17 protein-coding genes are annotated in these 14,497 nt (G+C 39.3%); 3 read left to right on the top strand and 14 right to left on the bottom strand.

The annotated features are described in order from the left end of the window. Positions 1-144 precede the first annotated feature (144 nt). The 8 genes from HMPREF2988_RS05100 to dhaM form a co-directional block, all read right to left on the bottom strand. Positions 145-408, bottom strand: a complete 264-nt coding sequence (locus tag HMPREF2988_RS05100) for a hypothetical protein (RefSeq protein ID WP_070770121.1) — start codon at positions 406-408, stop codon at positions 145-147. 18 nt (positions 409-426) lie between these two features. Then, positions 427-738, bottom strand: coding sequence for a hypothetical protein (locus HMPREF2988_RS13755; protein ID WP_024635416.1), 312 nt, complete (start codon positions 736-738; stop codon positions 427-429). Positions 739-754: 16 nt separating this feature from the next. Next, positions 755-2,113, bottom strand: a complete 1,359-nt coding sequence (locus tag HMPREF2988_RS05090; protein ID WP_070770120.1) for a Tle-like phospholipase domain-containing protein — start codon at positions 2,111-2,113, stop codon at positions 755-757. Next, positions 2,113-2,628, bottom strand: a complete 516-nt coding sequence (locus HMPREF2988_RS05085) for a hypothetical protein (protein ID WP_070770119.1) — start codon at positions 2,626-2,628, stop codon at positions 2,113-2,115. Before HMPREF2988_RS05085 ends, HMPREF2988_RS05090 begins: the two co-directional genes overlap by 1 nt. 381 nt (positions 2,629-3,009) lie before the next feature. Further along, complete coding sequence (locus tag HMPREF2988_RS05080) at positions 3,010-3,669, bottom strand: glucose-6-phosphate 1-dehydrogenase family protein (RefSeq protein ID WP_070770118.1); 660 nt, start codon at positions 3,667-3,669, stop codon at positions 3,010-3,012. A gap of 125 nt (positions 3,670-3,794) precedes the next feature. Then, positions 3,795-4,400: a dihydroxyacetone kinase subunit DhaL gene (dhaL, locus tag HMPREF2988_RS05075; protein ID WP_002341024.1), complete on the bottom strand. Its 606-nt coding sequence runs from the start codon at positions 4,398-4,400 to the stop codon at positions 3,795-3,797. A 28-nt stretch (positions 4,401-4,428) separates the two neighbouring features. After that, the gene (dhaK, locus tag HMPREF2988_RS05070) at positions 4,429-5,439 is read right to left on the bottom strand and encodes a dihydroxyacetone kinase subunit DhaK (RefSeq protein ID WP_002329626.1); all 1,011 of its coding nucleotides are present in this window, start codon (positions 5,437-5,439) and stop codon (positions 4,429-4,431) included. Further along, positions 5,414-5,809, bottom strand: a complete 396-nt coding sequence (dhaM, locus tag HMPREF2988_RS05065) for a dihydroxyacetone kinase phosphoryl donor subunit DhaM (protein ID WP_002304157.1) — start codon at positions 5,807-5,809, stop codon at positions 5,414-5,416. Before dhaM ends, dhaK begins: the two co-directional genes overlap by 26 nt. A 152-nt stretch (positions 5,810-5,961) precedes the next feature. On the opposite strand from dhaM, the gene HMPREF2988_RS05060 reads away from it, so the two are divergent. Continuing rightward, positions 5,962-6,282 (top strand): putative heavy metal-binding protein, encoded by a 321-nt coding sequence (locus HMPREF2988_RS05060; protein ID WP_002315959.1) that lies wholly within the window; start codon positions 5,962-5,964, stop codon positions 6,280-6,282. 110 nt (positions 6,283-6,392) lie between these two features. Here HMPREF2988_RS05060 and HMPREF2988_RS05055 read toward each other — a convergent pair whose 3' ends face one another. The 6 genes from HMPREF2988_RS05055 to HMPREF2988_RS05030 form a co-directional block, all read right to left on the bottom strand. Beyond that, the gene (locus tag HMPREF2988_RS05055; RefSeq protein WP_257243302.1) at positions 6,393-7,250 is read right to left on the bottom strand and encodes an LPXTG cell wall anchor domain-containing protein; all 858 of its coding nucleotides are present in this window, start codon (positions 7,248-7,250) and stop codon (positions 6,393-6,395) included. Positions 7,251-7,357: 107 nt separating this feature from the next. After that, the gene (locus tag HMPREF2988_RS05050; RefSeq protein WP_002329629.1) at positions 7,358-8,662 is read right to left on the bottom strand and encodes a glycosyltransferase family 2 protein; all 1,305 of its coding nucleotides are present in this window, start codon (positions 8,660-8,662) and stop codon (positions 7,358-7,360) included. Continuing rightward, positions 8,659-9,168 carry a hypothetical protein gene (locus HMPREF2988_RS05045; protein ID WP_002315963.1) on the bottom strand — a complete coding sequence of 170 codons (510 nt, stop codon included), beginning with the start codon at positions 9,166-9,168 and terminating at the stop codon, positions 8,659-8,661. Before HMPREF2988_RS05045 ends, HMPREF2988_RS05050 begins: the two co-directional genes overlap by 4 nt. Positions 9,169-9,341: 173 nt before the next feature. Further along, on the bottom strand, positions 9,342-11,477 hold the full coding sequence (locus HMPREF2988_RS05040) for a HelD family protein (protein WP_070770116.1): 2,136 nt from the start codon (positions 11,475-11,477) through the stop codon (positions 9,342-9,344). 82 nt (positions 11,478-11,559) lie between these two features. Continuing rightward, positions 11,560-13,215 (bottom strand): FAD-dependent oxidoreductase, encoded by a 1,656-nt coding sequence (locus HMPREF2988_RS05035; protein ID WP_070770115.1) that lies wholly within the window; start codon positions 13,213-13,215, stop codon positions 11,560-11,562. Between the two features lies 1 nt (position 13,216). Then, positions 13,217-13,531, bottom strand: coding sequence for a rhodanese-like domain-containing protein (locus HMPREF2988_RS05030; protein ID WP_002336078.1), 315 nt, complete (start codon positions 13,529-13,531; stop codon positions 13,217-13,219). 169 nt (positions 13,532-13,700) lie between these two features. Between HMPREF2988_RS05030 and HMPREF2988_RS05025 the strand changes: the two genes are divergently transcribed. Both HMPREF2988_RS05025 and HMPREF2988_RS05020 read left to right on the top strand, forming a co-directional pair. Then, on the top strand, positions 13,701-13,961 hold the full coding sequence (locus tag HMPREF2988_RS05025; protein WP_002292566.1) for a metal-sensitive transcriptional regulator: 261 nt from the start codon (positions 13,701-13,703) through the stop codon (positions 13,959-13,961). Positions 13,962-13,974: 13 nt separating this feature from the next. Then, positions 13,975-14,289, top strand: a complete 315-nt coding sequence (locus tag HMPREF2988_RS05020) for a DsrE family protein (RefSeq protein ID WP_002329633.1) — start codon at positions 13,975-13,977, stop codon at positions 14,287-14,289. Positions 14,290-14,497 lie beyond the last annotated feature (208 nt).

Raw genomic sequence — 14,497 nt, 5'->3', positions numbered from 1 at the left:
TCCTTAAACGGTGTTCAAAAGCTTGCATCTACGACACTAAGCCCAATCAGATGAAAAATATGAAAAGCTATTTTTCTCTGCTTGTTCTTACTGCTTGATGCAGAATAGCTTTTTCACAACCTCTTTATTACTGTAGCTGATTTTCTAAAAACTTACTAACATTCGGCTTTTTTTACTAAATGCCGCTGTTACTTGTTTGCCGAAACGACCCTTTACTGCTTTTTCCAATCCAGTCGTTGCAGAGGATACCGCTTTTTTTGCCGTGCTTGCTTCCACCTCTGCGACTTGTTTCACCTTTTTGCATTTCGTGACTTTGTCTTGAGTCATCGCAATCCCTAAAGCTCTTGCTGAGATTTTTTGTATCTCTTTCTGGTAGTCTTCCCAAATTTTTTCCTCTAGAACGATCACTTATTGTCTCCTTTCCTGTTACTTTTTGTTTAATCGTTGCAGATCAGCACGATAACGGCGTTCGACTTCATCTTGCTGATCATAGATTTTTTTTCGTTTCTGCATCAATTCATGAGAGAACCTCTCTTCTAAACGTCTGAGTTCTTTTTGTGCAAAATACAAAGAATCCTTCGGGCATTCAAAGGAACGCACCGAAAAACGTATATTGGAATAAGTCGTTTCTGCCAGCTGCTGCATGTTCTTTTGCATCTGTCTGAGCTGATCTTCCTGATCTTCTAGCTGCAGTCGTTCTTTTCGGTATGTTTCATGAATCTGGTTTTCTTTTTCCATCTCACTACTCCTTGTTTTAAAATAATTGTCGTGCCAAGTCCCGATCACGTTGGACCAGCTCATTGATTTTCGCTTCGATCTCTTTTGCCAAGGTAGAGAATTCTGCTGAAAGCTGCTTGATTTTGAAGATTTTTTCCCGGAATTCCTGCGTAGGTTCATCAACGATCGTCTGCTTTGTACAACCGACTTCTCGCAGAGCATCGAGCATTTCGTTCTGAGACAAAAGCGGTGTCTGTCTGCGGACCATCGCAAGACCATCTGCCCACAGCTGTTCCAAATCACGAATTCCACGCTGGTAAATGACTAGCACTTGTTCCATCGCTTGATTGAAGACGGAAGCCGCATGTTTCACGATCATCAGCGCCTGCTGGTCGTCTAAATAGATCTGTTCATTGGTCGACAGACCGCCGCTGCTCGCTGTGAATCTTTTCCGCCAAGTCACTAGCTTGGAGAAAGCACTGATTTGTAGCTGGAGCCACTTGTTTTCTTCTTTCAGTTGACTGATCCGATCTTTCTCCCATTGATTTTTTTCGCCATATGTCTCCATTTGACGGATCATAGCTTTGTTTTTGATGATTTGCTGGGCGAGTAAGGTCTGTTCGAGGGCGACCCCACCATGTTGGTCGGAATAGATGACGATATCGCCATATTTATCAATGTAATTCCCGTTTTTGTCGAGATTGAACTGATTTAGATCGTGTCCATAGTTTTTCCAGCCGGCGTTGTCGATTCCGAAACTGTGAAATGGCAGTTGGCCTTTCCCGCCAGTCAGCCAGCCACTAGTCACGATGTCTGAAGTGTCATACAGATTGATGATCTGCCCTTCATAATTCTTGAGCTGTTTCTCACTCAGGCCTGGGCCTGCCGCTGCATATGTAAATCCGTGATAACCTTTTAAAACAGCGACATAGATTGCCTGTGCTCCACCTAAGGAATGACCGGTCGTGGAAATGGTGTAGCCGTCTTTGACAGAATAGGTCTTTTCGATTGCATCGGCATACGCTAAAGCAGACTGGAAGGCGCCGTTGTCGTGTTTGTCCTCGAAGCCGACTTCTCGGATGTTCGTTTTCCAGTCCTGCCAGTTTTTAGTGCCCGCGTAGGCGATGGTCAGGTCTTTTTTGATGACCGATTTGGGGTAGTCGGCTTGCTTTTTCAAATCATCTTTATCATAGCCTTTGTATTTATCCTTGATTTCAGCCACGACCATGGCCTGCATACCGTTTTTCTTTGGTGTTTTTTCTTTTCCGATCGTATGTTTGTCGGTATCAATGACATCAATAACAAGATATTTATCCTCAACGATTTTTTCGTTGACTTTTACTTTCCCTGTTTCAACGCCATATACTGCTTTAGAGAATTCTTTGTTTTGGTCCATCACTTGACTCCCTTGTCATAATAGATAATGTTTTCTTCGGGCATTTTTTCATCTGTCGAAGAATTTTTTTTAGTTAGTACATATGAATTCCTAGTATTCCCAGTGTTGAAGGAATACAGCCACTTATTTGTTTCGGCTGATCTCGTATCTAGCGTCGTTTCATCTGGGTAAACATCATTGATGATAAATCCAACTACCAACCCTTTCATCGGGCCTACAGAGAAACCTGTAAATTCTATTTTTTCGATGTTGAAATATTGCCTAGCATTTTTTAAACTCTCTAAGTATTCGTCATCTGTTATTGTTCCATTACCACCATTGTATTTCTTATCTGCTTCATCGATTTTGTCCTTATCTTTTGTATAAATCTCATAATGATTATACAAATAATTTGCCAGATCGGTTTGGATGGTACGCAGTTCTTCATTGTCTTTTTCTCTTCTATCCATCAATATTTTCCCTCCTATACTCAGTGCGATGATGACTATGACTCCTCTGAAAATGATTTTTTTCATGCTTACTCCTTCTTACTTCTCTTCACAAAGAAAACGCTTTAAATGGATTTTACCATAGGCTTATCAGTGAAAAAAGAAGCCTTTTTCTTACTTTTCCTTGTTTGATAACAAAATGAATATTTTCTCATTTTTTCTGTTATGCAAATCGAAACACATATACAAAAGAATAAGCGGGACGCAAGCAATCGTCGTTTTTTAGAGATCGTTAACCGTTATGTTTTTAGATTTGTTTAAATTTTTATTCTGATTTGGCTGATGGAAAAACCAAACAGACACTTGCGAAAAAAATGATTTTTTCGCAGGTGTCTGTTTATGTTGCATCATGAGAGCAGTGGATTCGATGATGTGCCATCTATTTAGTACGCAACGCAATCAGCTTTTTCATAACTTATTTTTTATCGCATGATACAATGGCGCTAGTTCTTTGAGCGCCTCAGCAGTTTTCTCTTCGATGTTTGTGTATTCATTTGGAGAAAAAAACAGTTTGCCAAGTTGGAAGGTTCGATTGCCCATTGTTTCTCGCAGCTCTTCTTGCTTCCTCTTATCTGATAAATAAACGGATAAAGGCAAATGATCTTCCAGCTCATTTTCAGGCTGAGGCCAGATATAATATTCTTCAATCGCTACCTGGGTACTCCATTCCTGCAGTAAAGATAGCAATTGATTGTATCCTTCAACGCTTCCTTCTCTCGTGTCACTTTTATAGTGCTGATACATCAAATAGATTTGGTATTGTTTTTGATTCAACAAAACTGCTAGACAGGCATTCTCGTCTTGACGAGATTCGCTTCGGTACGCGCTCCAAAAATGACTGCGTAAATTCCAGCCATTCGTCCAACTCTCGATTTTAGGTTTGCTCATGCCATACGTATCAGGCAAAAGTGCAGCAGTCTGGAGTTGGATCTCTTTCCATTTTTGCCAATGTGCTTTGTATTCTTGTTTGATTTGTTCGACTTCATCTGGTGTATGTATTTCTTTGAGTTGTTTGAATGCATAATTGTCTCTGTCAAATAACTGATAGTCTTCTTTCATTAGATCCATTTTGTTCCCTCTTTTCTTTTTTATTTTAACTATCTTATTTAAAAGAAACAACTGTAAAAAAGCTGAATCGAAAAAGCAACTGCTTGCTTTTCGAGTTCAGCCTCTGTTTCCATTTACAGGAACGGTCATGAAGTTTTGATCACATTGAGTAGTGTCGTAAATAAAATGGCACTGGAAGCAGCTCCCGGGTCGATATGTCCGATTGCACGCTCTCCTAGATAGGAAGCTCGTCCTTTTTTAGCTACCAAGTCTTTGGTGTGTTCTTTTGCCTGTTCAATGATTTCTTTTGTTAGATTTCCTGCTTTCAATGCCTCTGTAACTGGGAGCCAAACATCTAACATCGTTTTATCGTCAGCTTCTGCCTTTCCTCGGCTTTGAATACCCGCTGTTCCCTGCTCGATCACTTCTCCTAATTTTTCTTGAGAATCAATAGAATCGACCTCTTTTGTCGCTTTCATCATGTTCATGAATGCAGATCCGTATAACGGACCAGAAGCCCCACCGACTTTCGATATCATCGCCATAGAGAATACTTTGAATGTATCACTAATTGTTTCAGGATGATCGGTTTGAAAAGCTTCTTCATAAGCTGAAACCCCTCTTCCCATATTATTTCCGTGGTCTCCATCGCCAATCGGGGTATCTAGCTCACTGAGATATTGTTTGTTCTGATTTATTGCCTCTGCAAATTGTGAGAGCCATTCTTGGATTTCTTGAACGGTTAATTTCATATTATCACCCTTTTATCTTGAGATTGTCTTACCATGAAATCGTCTGTACATTGCTTTCTAAAGAATCTTTCCATTGTGTCTCCGTCAAGTCGATCAGCGTCAGAGAAAGGCCTTGCATATCTAGTGAGGTCATAAAATTACCGACTTTTCGGAAAACTACATTGACGCCTCTTTCTTCCAACAGAGCTAAAACATCATTCATGAATACGAACTGTTCCATCAAAGGCGTCCCGCCCATTCCGTTGACGAATACACCTGCTTCTTTTGGCAAATTCGAGTAATCATCTAAAATCTTAGTAACAAGTTCCTTTGCCAGTACTTTAGAAGGCTGCATCTTTTCTCGACGATAGCCTGGCTCACCGTGGATACCAACACCATACTCGATCTCATCTTCTCCTAGTTCGAATCCTGGTTTCCCTACTTCTGGTACAGTTGCTGCTCGAAGCGCTACACCGATCGTTTTAGTTGCCTGTACGACCTTTTCTCCCAATTCTTTCAACTCTGCTAGGGAAGCACCGTTTCTTGCTGCATCGCCCACGATTTTGTGTACAAGGACAGTACCCGCAACTCCGCGTTTTCCAGCAGTATACGTACTATTTTCAACGGCGATATCATCATCTACGATCACACTTTCTACTTCAATATCGTCCATAGCAGCTAGTTCCTTTGCCATATCGAAGTTCAATGCATCCCCTGTATAATTCTTAACGATCAGTAAAACTCCTTTTCCACTATCCGCTTCCTTGATAGCCGTTTGAATCTGATCTGGAGTTGGAGAAGTAAACACATCACCAAGCACCGCTGCACTTAACATTCCTTCCCCTACAAACCCGGCATGGGATGGTTCATGTCCGCTTCCTCCACCAGAAACCAAACCAACTTGTTCCGCTTTCTGATTCTTGGCTACAACACGGGAAGATTCTACACGATGAACAAGTTCTGGATAGCTTTTTACTAATCCTTCCAGCATTTCTTCGACAATATTGCTTGGATCATTCATGATTTTTTTCAATTTATTCCCATCCTTTCTTTCCGGCATTTTGTGCTTCTGTTAAGATTTGCTGAGTATCATCCGTTATACCGGCGGTGATGGCTGCTGCAAAAGCTCCTTCCACTAAAGGCGCATCCACCAGATGATAACGTTGCTGCTGTTCTTCTTCCAACATGTCTTTTGCCAATTCCGAATTCAATACCGCGCTGCCGATATCCGCAAAAACAAAATAACTAGCTGCATCGCTTGACTCATTGACAGCTTCTACGATTTTCATCGGGTCTGAACCGATCTCGCCATTTATTCCGCCGAGAGAAAAGATCTGCACCTCTTCGGATTTTTGCATCTGCTCAATCATTTCTTTAATACCATCTGTTACTTTTTGACTATGAGAAATAAGCAAAATACTCTTTTTCACAAGAATCTTCCTTTCTTTTACATAGTTGCTAACGATTGGTTTCGCTTTCATTAATGAACAATTCAAGTATATAATAAATTCCTAATTTTGGGAAAATATGTGTTGCACATCTTGAACTTTGTTATACTTTCATTAAAGAGAGGAGTGATCAAATGATTACAACAACCACGAATAGTGTGGAAGGAAAAACCGTAGTAGCTTATAAAGGAATCGTTTTTGGTGAAGTTATTACTGGGATCAATGTATTGAAAGATTTGGGGGCTGGTTTGCGAAACGTTTTTGGCGGCCGTTCAAAAAGTTATGAAAATGAACTAATGGGCGCAAGAGAAGAAGCCCTTGCGGAAATGGCCGAACGTGCAAAAGCATTAGGAGCTGATGCGATCATTGGCGTAAAAATGGACTACGAAGTATTAGGCAGCGACAATGGTATGCTAATGGTCACATGTAGTGGAACAGCTGTCTCCACAAGATAAGTAGGAATAGCTGTCTTAATAAATAAAAAGAGATGGGACATGTAGTGGGACCCAAGAGTTAGATTTTTCAGTCTAACTTCGAGGTTCACTACCTTCCCATTCTCTCTTTTCTATTTCTTTTTGCGAATGATTCCGTAAGCTGCTGCAACTAGCACACCTGTACCTACGAAGGAATAATTGACAGAAGCTGTTTTTTCATTTGTTTTTGGTAAAGTCTGACTTGTTGATTCGGATGGCTCTGTCGTTTGATGAACTGTTTCTGTCGTGGTTCCAGAGGCCACTGATTTTTCTCCTGCCGAATGCAAAATATCTTTTATTCGTTGGAAACTAGCTGCTAAGTCTGCTTTTTTTGCTTCAAAATCAGCAGCAACTGTTTGCGCTTCGCTGATCTTTCCATGGATTGCTTGACTGGCCGCTGTGATATCCGCTTGAGTTTGACTTAGCTTTCCAGAAGCTGTTTGAGCAACCTGATCTAATTGTTGATTGAATTCTTTTGCTTGTTGGATCTTCCCGTCAAGATCTGTTTGGACAGCTTCCGCTTTTGCTTTCGCTTCAGCAAGCTTTTTCTCAAGTTGTGCACGGTCATTTCCCGCTTTATTTTTAAGATCAGCTAAATCTTGATCGATTGCTGCTTGGTCTTCTTTCAATTTGTTTTTTGCAGCTTCTAATGCTTCTTCGAGTTCTTTTCTTTTATTTTCCAAGTCTTGCAAATGATCGATTTGGTCAGAAGAGGTAGAACTATTCGTTGATGTATCTTCTGAAGACGAAATCGTTTCTCCTGAGTTATCTGTCGGTACATTGGAAGTCATTTCTGTTTCCGAGGTTCCGTTTTCAGCATCAGAAGAGCTTATAGTTGTTGAAGGCTCTGTTTGAGCAGGTTCAGAAGTTTCTGCAAAAGCCGTATGTCCGAAGAAGAAAATACCGGAAACAGCAATCGGCCAGATCAACGGCTTCATTCTTTTTTTCATCACTTTTCCCATCCTTACTACTTTTTAACTAATTTCTTATTATAAGCAAAAATGATTGGAAGAACCATAAACACAACAGGCTGTTTGTCTAAAAAACGGTGCATCTTTTATTTTTTTGTACGTTCCGGACTTTTCCATGTCCCGCTTCCATAACCTAAAATCGTTTTGACTGCTGGAATGAAAGTCGTCACGATCGTTATCGCGTTCACTATCCAGAACAAAAGCATATATAGTGGCGCGAAAAGAAGATATTTCAATTTTCTTCGTCGATCATCTACAATCAGCGAAGCTAGCAACTGGAAAAATCCTGCGACCATTTCAAAGCAGATGAACACAAAACTGAATGTAAAAGTGACATAGATCTGTTCATAGTTTCCTTGGTACACATAATGCCCAATCAATCCAATAAAAAGAATCACGGAAATACAAAAGAATATTGACCAGACAATACTCAATGTTTGATCAATGAAGATGATCGTTCTTCCGATATGTTCAAAAGGATGGAGCATCACTTTTTTGAAATTCGTCAGCCAGACTTCTGTTCCACCTTTTGCCCAACGTTTTCTTTGTCGATATAGCATCTTCAACGTCACAGGTACTTCCATGAAAAAGATGATCCCAGGAGCAAAAACAGATACCCAATCATTCAACTGATGATCCCACGCAATACTGATGTCTTCTGTCGCTCGATCTTGCCTGAATCCGCCCACATCGATCAAGGCTTCTTTTCGATACATCGTATTTGCCCCACTGTACGCATAAAGGCCACCGAAAACAGCTGACTGTGTTCGTTTGATGATACCAACGATACTCGAGAATTCAACCGTTTGCGATTTTGCAATCAACTTGGTACGATTTTGGACATCCATATTTGCAGTGACCGCAGCAATATGTCTTGCACCAGGGCGAATGAAATAATTCACATACCTGTTCAGTGCATCTGGCTCCGGTACCGTATCTGCATCATTGCTTAAAATCAATTTCCCTTTTGCAAAGGCAAGTCCGATATTAAACGCATGGGCTTTCCCTTTATTTTTTTCGATCCGAACCACACGAAGATTAGCGTATTTTTTCATCAGTCTGGCTAATATTTCTGGTGTTTGGTCCGTTGAACCATCATCGGTCACTAATACTTCATAGTTGTGATAATTCAATTTCGTCATCAAATACTCGATCGTATCTTCGATCACGATCTCTTCATTATGGGCTGGCACCATGATCGTAATGAACGGTTCGACACCCGATGGAACATCTACCCATTCTTTTTGTTTATGTTTGTATAAAAAAACATAACACCAGACACCAATAAACCATGCAAATCCGCCTAAAATCGGGTAAGAAACGAGAAAAAAATACATGATAGACAAACAAGTATCTAGGAATTGATTACCTGTATGAGTGATTGAGGTCATTTCAGTTCCACCCCATTTTCTTTATACAAATCTGCAATGAGTGTCGTATCTAGATTTTTCTCTTCGGAGACAGAATAAAAACGGACCGTTTCTCTCTCTTCTTTTGTTCCAAAACGTTCCGTATACATTTCTTCAAGTAATTCTTGTCTTTTTTTCAATTCTTCATCTTCATATTCAAAAGACTTATTTACTTTTCTATACAAATTTCGATTGTTCCATCTAGTCAACACAAATGAAATAATCAGGAAGCTGAAAAAGATCAATGCAAAAAAGCCGATGAAGAAATACAGCATTTTCTTTTCCAATAAAAAAGCGTACAAGTAAAAATCTTTGGCTCTTTCTGGTCTCGTCAATGGAAAAAACACCCATATAAAAGGAAGAACAACGATCATCCAACCCAAAAGAGCCACTAGCGTTTGCCAAATTTTTAACCAATAATTACCTTTTGAAAAATACTTATCTTTCACCAAAATCGATGCAACTTCTTCTCTTGTTACTTTTTTCATATCCTCACCTCACATTTTTGTTACGACGTAGGAGTTTACCATACTTTTCATTTCTTTTCACATAAAGTGTTCCTAAATTTTTCCTAAGAAAAAGAACAAAACATTTCTCATCGGCAAATGAAAAATATTTTGTTCTTTTTATCAGTTATTCTTTTTATTTTTTTATCTCTTAATTATGTTTCTCTTTCCAATACGACAATGCTTTTCATTCCTCTAGATATCGCCGTGTACATTTGTCTGCGTCTTCTCTTCTCATCTCTATCGTTTTCAAATGGATACAAGATTACATGATCAAATTCTAGTCCTTTTGCTAGACTCAAAGGGATGATCTGGCAGTTTTCTAATCCATATGAACTTTTTTTAATCGATTCTTGTAGCGTTTGGGTTTCCTCTTCTGTTTGGGTGATAATTGCCGCTTTTTCTCCTTTTAGAGAAGTCAAAATCTCAGCTAGTATTTCCAACAATTCTTCAGAGGATCGAAAAGAGCGGTATTCGGGTTCTTTTCCTTGCGGTCGGATCGATACGATGTCGATCTTCTCTTGATCCACAGCATAGGTTTTGAAAAGCTCTGTGATTGCTCCGCTAGAACGGTAACTATTTCTAAGATCATACCGATGGATCGGCAGATGGTAGTCGTCGAAACAACGCATAATATCAGCAAAAGTAGTGGAAGAATTAAAGATTGCTTGATTCTCGTCACCTACTAAAGTAAAGTGAGTTTTTGGAAATAATTCGATCAATAGACCTAATTGTGCCAGGGTATAATCTTGTACTTCATCAATCAATAGATAGCGAAACGCTGGTACATTTACCTTTTCAACAAGCAAATGATGAATAGCTAATAAAATGACTGCTTCATCAACAGTACGTGTGTGTGGCCAAACATAAGCTGAGCCATATCGTTTTTCATAAATTCTTTCAAACAATCGGTGCTCATCCACCCATGCCATTTCTTCAATCTGTCTGGTTATTTTTCGATAGTTTTTTTGTAAAAGTTTCCTTGCATAAACTGCGATACTTTGTTCCGAATCATCAGAAATCAATTCACCGAATAATTTCAACTGCCTATCTTCTGTCAACGAGAGTACCTGATTCTGCACAGCAGGACTTTTTGCTTGTTTCAAAAGATGATTCTTCCATTCGCTCATCAGTGCCTTTTTCGTTGCTTGAAGCCTGTCGATCAATTTAGGATGAGCAGGGACTTTCTCATATATTTTTTCGATCGTTTTTTTAGAAAGAACTGTTTTTCCATTTTTAGTAAGTCCACGGATAAAATCAGGATGATCTAGAAACAAAGGATCTGATCGTTTTAGATCATCAATATACTCTTTACTACGCAAGTGTTCTGCTTGCTCTGATACATTTTCTTTGGTGATACGTTTGAAATAAGCTTCTTCACCTTCTATTTCCTCTGCTGAAAGCTGTGAAACTAGCTGCAAGATGGTTAGATTCAGTGGATTTCTTTCGCCTAATGATGGTAGGACATTCGAAATATAGTCGATGAACCGATGATTAGGTGATAGAATCAGCAAGTCATCAGATGTCATCGTATCTCGATATAAATAGAGCAGATACGCAATACGCTGCATGATAGCAGAGGTTTTACCACTTCCTGCTACGCCATTTACCAAGATATTTTGACTTTTCACATCCCGAATGATTGTGTTTTGTTCCGATTGGATCGTAGCAGTGATAGCCTTCATTTCATTGGTCTCATCTTGACCTAACACTTCTAATAACACATCGTCTTGGATAGCTACAGACGTATCAAAAAACTTGACCAAACGATCTCTTTCCAAAATAAATTGACGTCTTTCTTTGATAACCGTATCGATTTTATTTTGACGAACCGTATAAGAAGATGGGCCAATCATGTTATTGTAAAAAAGTTCGGCAATTGGTGAACGCCAATCATAAACAAGATTTTCATCTGCATCATCTGTGAAATTTGCTGTACCGATATAAAAGGATTCTTTTGGCTCATTATCCAGAAAGTCTACAACGACTTTTCCAAAGTAGGGATTTTTCAATAAACGTTCGATCTTTGCTAGCTGATTTTCTGCGTTTTTCTGTTTGATATTCATCTGATCGATTTCTCTATTTTTCATTTCAATCATCGAAAAAGTATCCAGGTTATCTAAGTAACTGTTAAAATTCAATCGAAGCTCGCCAGCCATTTCTTTCAGCAACTGGTTTCCTTCTACTTTTGCCGTATCCATCGATTCACGCAGTTCGTTTCTTTTATCGATTAGCTTTTGATACACGTTCTTCAGATATGCTTCTTCTAACTGCTTTTGTGTGTTGACCATACACATTCTCCTCTTTTTTTAAAGTGGCGGAACCGATTAGTTTACCTCTTTTAAGAGTCGAATGCAAGCTTTTTAACGAGTATCATTTGTTAGGATATATCAGTTCTTCAGGTCGGACAGTTTGATATAAAGAAAATGCACCATCAAGGTTTTTTACGTGGTAGCCAGACTGCTTCAAGATTCTTTCCGCTAGATAGCTACGTAATCCGCTATGACAGCTGACGATATATTCTTGTTGGCTGTCTAATTCATTTACTCGGTCCCGAAGTTCATTCAAAGGGATATGTTTGGCTTCCTTGAATTTGCCTTTTTCCAATTCTTCTGCTGTTCGCACATCTAATAAAATTTTTCCTTTGGCTAATTCTGTCGGCAATTCATGCCATTGTACGGTTTCACTAAGCCCTTCTGCAATGTTCATTGCTGCATATCCTAGCATGTTTACTGGATCTTTGGCTGAGCCAAATGGCGGTGCATACGTCAATTCTAACTCCGGCAAATCGAAGATCGTCAAATGCCCTTTGATTGCTGTTGCTAAAATATCGATCCGTTTATCCACACCTTTTGCCCCAACACCTTGTGCACCATAAATCTCGCCAGTCTCTGGATGGAAGATCAACTTCAGTAAAATATCTGTTGCTTCTGGATAATAGCTTGCATGATCTTTTCCTGACACATGAACGACTTCAAAAGACAGCTCGTTTTCTTTGGCTGTTCTTTCACTTAATCCGGTGGATGCGGCAGTCATTCCAAACGTTCGTATAATTGCTGTGCCAATACTGCCTTGATTTCTTCGAGAAATTCCGGAAATCGTGTCCGCAACTTGTCTACCTTGACGATTGGCTGGTGAAGCAAGAGAAATAAGTGCATCTTTTCCAGTGATTGGCTGTTTTACAACGATAGCATCCCCCACCGCATAAATATCAGGAATATTCGTTTGATAACGTTCGTCTACTAGGATACCCCCGCGTATACCTAATTCGATTCCAGCAGTCACTGCTAGCTGGTTATCAGGACGAACACCAATGGATAAAATAACTAAATCAGCAGGAATGGTACGCCCGTCATCCAGTCGCAATCGTTTCCCATGGTCTTCAAATCCAGCGACAGCATGAGAAGTAATCACTTCTACTCCTTGATGAGACAATTCTTTTTCTATAAAAGCTGCCATTTCTTCGTCCAGTGTCGGAAGAATATGCGGTGCTTGTTCGATCACCATGACTTCTAAACCTCTTTTTTTTAGGTTTTCTGCCATTTCCAATCCGATGAATCCTGCACCAACGATCACGGCACGCTTTGGCTGTTTTTCTAATACATGCATCACTTTATCGATATCTGGTACATTTCTAATAGAAAAAACATTGTCGGCTTCTGTTATCCCTGGAATCGACGGAACAACTGGTTTTGCACCAGGAGATAAAACCAATACATCGTACTGTTCCAAGTGTTTTTGACCCTCATGTACGACTTCTACCGTTTTGTTTCCAGGAAAGATAGCTGTCACTTCATGATTTGGACGCACATCTAAACAAAAACGAGCGGATAATGATTCTGGCGTTTGGACAAGAAGATTTTCCCGGTCACTGATTTCACCAGAAAGATAATAAGGCAAGCCGCAATTTGCAAAAGAAACATACGGTCCTTTTTCAAAAACAACGATTTCTGCATCTTCCATTAATCGGCGAAGCCGTGTAGCAGCAGACATTCCACCTGCTACACCTCCGACAATAACGATTTTCATCTTATTTCCCTCCTACTGTTCGATCAAACCATTGATTCATACCGCCACGTACATTCACCACATCATAACCAGATTTCTTTAATTCTTTTGCTGCTTGTTTACTCCTCATCCCTGATTGACAAATCACATAAACGGTCTTTTCTTTGTCTCCATCATATCTGTTTATGCTTTGTAATGGAATATTTTTAGCTCCTTTTATATGCCCGCCCCGGTATTCTGCAGGTGTTCTAACATCAAGTAATACTGACTTTTCTAAAAGCTTTTCCTTTAATTCTGGGACTGTTATCGATTTTATTGGCTGAAATAACAAACTCATTTTCTGCACCTCGTTTATATTTTATAAATACCTTACGGGGTATATTAAACAGGAGCTTTCTTATTCTGTCAACCAGAATGACTCTTCATTTTTTTAACTGCTTTTTATATTTGCATAAAATACCGATTAGGGGTATTATCGAGTTATAAAAAATAGAGGAGAATGTGCTATGGAGATTGAGAATAAAAATATCCTGAACCGTTTGAAACGTACAGAGGGGCAAATTCGTGGTATCCAAAAAATGATCGAAGATGAAAAAGAATGTATGGATGTCATCACTCAATTAAGCGCTGTTCGTTCTAGCATTGATCGCGTAATGGGAATGATCGTTGCAGATAATCTGAAAAATTGCTTTGAAAATCCCGATAGTAATCCAGAAGAACAAGCGGCTAAATTAGAGCAAGCGATCAAGATGATTATTAAAAAGTAAAGGAATGATTTCAATGAAAGTCGTTTTCCATATTGATGAATTAGAAAAATGGTCAGAAACAGGGAAAAACGTAAAAAACCTGATAAAAGCTTCTCCTGAAACGACGATCGTCGTTTCCGTCAACGGTATCGCAATTACCGGTTATCTAGACTCTGCCAATGCAGAATTCTTAGATTTGAAAGAAGTCGTTTTTCACGCTTGTGCGAATGCTATGCGTGCTAATCATATTTCAGAAAGTTCTTTACCTGAACAAGTAATCGTTGTACCAGCAGGTGTACTTGATTTAGTTGAACTGCAATCCCAAGGTTATGCTTATATCAAGCCTTAGTCAGTAGAGGTTGTGACAGAAGTGATCAGCTTCAAGAAATAAGAAGGAATTGACGAAAATTGCTTCTCAAATTTTTGTAACATTTCGGCTTATTTTTCGAAGAAGTTACTTCTGGAACACCGTGAATCAGAGGTTGTGAAATCAGCGGTTTGATCTGAGTATTAGAGAAAAAAACGGGAAAATAGCTCCTCATATTTTGCCGTTTTTT

It is taken from the genome of Enterococcus sp. HMSC061C05 (assembly GCF_001814765.1).
Classification (GTDB): Bacteria; Bacillota; Bacilli; order Lactobacillales; family Enterococcaceae; genus Enterococcus_B; species Enterococcus_B lactis.
Note: the sequence above shows the minus strand (reverse complement) of the source record. Positions and strands in the feature narration are given on the sequence as shown.

What these genes read in the sequence shown, in the direction of transcription:
- HMPREF2988_RS13755 (WP_024635416.1), bottom strand. Translation starts at nt 738, where the DNA reads ATGGAAAAAGAAAACCAGATTCATGAAACATACCGAAAAGAACGACTG.
- HMPREF2988_RS05090 (WP_070770120.1), bottom strand. Translation starts at nt 2,113, where the DNA reads ATGGACCAAAACAAAGAATTCTCTAAAGCAGTATATGGCGTTGAAACA.
- HMPREF2988_RS05085 (WP_070770119.1), bottom strand. Translation starts at nt 2,628, where the DNA reads ATGAAAAAAATCATTTTCAGAGGAGTCATAGTCATCATCGCACTGAGT.
- HMPREF2988_RS05080 (WP_070770118.1), bottom strand. Translation starts at nt 3,669, where the DNA reads ATGGATCTAATGAAAGAAGACTATCAGTTATTTGACAGAGACAATTAT.
- dhaL (WP_002341024.1), bottom strand. Translation starts at nt 4,400, where the DNA reads ATGAAATTAACCGTTCAAGAAATCCAAGAATGGCTCTCACAATTTGCA.
- dhaK (WP_002329626.1), bottom strand. Translation starts at nt 5,439, where the DNA reads ATGCCGGAAAGAAAGGATGGGAATAAATTGAAAAAAATCATGAATGAT.
- HMPREF2988_RS05060 (WP_002315959.1), top strand. Translation starts at nt 5,962, where the DNA reads ATGATTACAACAACCACGAATAGTGTGGAAGGAAAAACCGTAGTAGCT.
- HMPREF2988_RS05055 (WP_257243302.1), bottom strand. Translation starts at nt 7,250, where the DNA reads ATGAAAAAAAGAATGAAGCCGTTGATCTGGCCGATTGCTGTTTCCGGT.
- HMPREF2988_RS05050 (WP_002329629.1), bottom strand. Translation starts at nt 8,662, where the DNA reads ATGACCTCAATCACTCATACAGGTAATCAATTCCTAGATACTTGTTTG.
- HMPREF2988_RS05045 (WP_002315963.1), bottom strand. Translation starts at nt 9,168, where the DNA reads ATGAAAAAAGTAACAAGAGAAGAAGTTGCATCGATTTTGGTGAAAGAT.
- HMPREF2988_RS05040 (WP_070770116.1), bottom strand. Translation starts at nt 11,477, where the DNA reads ATGGTCAACACACAAAAGCAGTTAGAAGAAGCATATCTGAAGAACGTG.
- HMPREF2988_RS05035 (WP_070770115.1), bottom strand. Translation starts at nt 13,215, where the DNA reads ATGAAAATCGTTATTGTCGGAGGTGTAGCAGGTGGAATGTCTGCTGCT.
- HMPREF2988_RS05030 (WP_002336078.1), bottom strand. Translation starts at nt 13,531, where the DNA reads ATGAGTTTGTTATTTCAGCCAATAAAATCGATAACAGTCCCAGAATTA.
- HMPREF2988_RS05025 (WP_002292566.1), top strand. Translation starts at nt 13,701, where the DNA reads ATGGAGATTGAGAATAAAAATATCCTGAACCGTTTGAAACGTACAGAG.
- HMPREF2988_RS05020 (WP_002329633.1), top strand. Translation starts at nt 13,975, where the DNA reads ATGAAAGTCGTTTTCCATATTGATGAATTAGAAAAATGGTCAGAAACA.